This window comes from Microbacterium sp. P2_F9, from assembly GCF_056403635.1.
In genome coordinates, this window is record NZ_JBFUFC010000409.1 from 1 (window position 1) to 1,040 (window position 1,040).

The 1,040-nt window shown below is 68.6% G+C and carries 1 protein-coding gene; it reads right to left on the reverse strand.

The genetic code is table 11. From position 1 onward, the window contains the following. Positions 1–93: 93 nt before the first annotated feature. A complete protein-coding gene (locus AC1DVT_RS20425; RefSeq protein WP_477391251.1) occupies positions 94–759 on the reverse strand; it encodes a fasciclin domain-containing protein in 666 nt (221 codons plus the stop codon). Between the last annotated feature and the right edge of the window lie 281 nt (positions 760–1,040).

The following is a 1,040-nucleotide window of genomic DNA, read 5'->3' on the forward strand; positions in this document are numbered from 1 at the left end:
GTGCACCCTCGCAGTGCACCAGCGGTCGCGCCGCCCCGTGAAGCCGACGCCGGCTCCTGTGGGCCGGCCGCCCCCCCGAGCGGCCGGAGTCTTCTACTGAGCCGGGGGCATCAGCACCGTGTCGATGAGGTACACGACCGCGTTGCCAGTCTGGACGCCGCCGCACAGGACTGYGGCGCCGTTGACCATCAGGCTGTCGCCGCTGCCGGTCACTTCGAGATCCGAGCCTTGGACGGTCGTGTGTGTGCCGACGATCGCGTCGGGCTCGATCTGTCCGGGAACCACGTGATACGTGAGGATCGTCGTCAGCGTGGCGGAGTCGGTCTTGAGCGCCTCGATCGTCGCGGGGTCGATCTTCGCGAACGCGTCATCGACCGGCGCGAAGACGGTGAACTCGCTGCCGTTGAGGGTGTCGACGAGGTTGACGTCGGGGTTGAGCTGTCCGCTCACCGCAGCCGTCAGCGTGGTCAGCATCGGATTGTTGGATGCCGCGACCGCGACGGGGTCCTGCGACATGCCCTCGATCGAGCCGGCGCCGTCCGGCACCGCGTCGGCGTAGGCCTGGCAGGCCGGCCCGACGAGGTTGGCGGCCGGATCCATCATGGTCTCCTCAGCCATCGGCGTCTCGGTCTGCTGCTGACTCGGGGCGGTGTCGTCCATCGACCCGGYCGTGGTCGCGGACGTGCACCCCGCCAATGCGATGACTGCCGCGAATGCAAGCGCCAGGCCTGCGGTGGCGTGAATCTTCCTGCTGTGCATGAGTTCCTCCGGTCTCGGAGCCCGCAGGGCGGACTCACGGTCACTCGTCCCGGCCAGCCGGGGCGGTGCGCCGCGGAAGCGGCGTACACAGGCTCTTCGGGGCCGGTCCTGGATCGGATTGGCGCGCTGCACACCGGTGCGTCGATGCAATCCGATTCACGCATCGAGGCGAACAACCCGCAGAAGCCGAGGAGCGAACCGGCGGGCGTGGAAGTGTACTCGTTCACCTTCGGGTGAGCGAGCCCGACAGGAATACCTAGGGGAGCGGTGGTGGGTAGGGC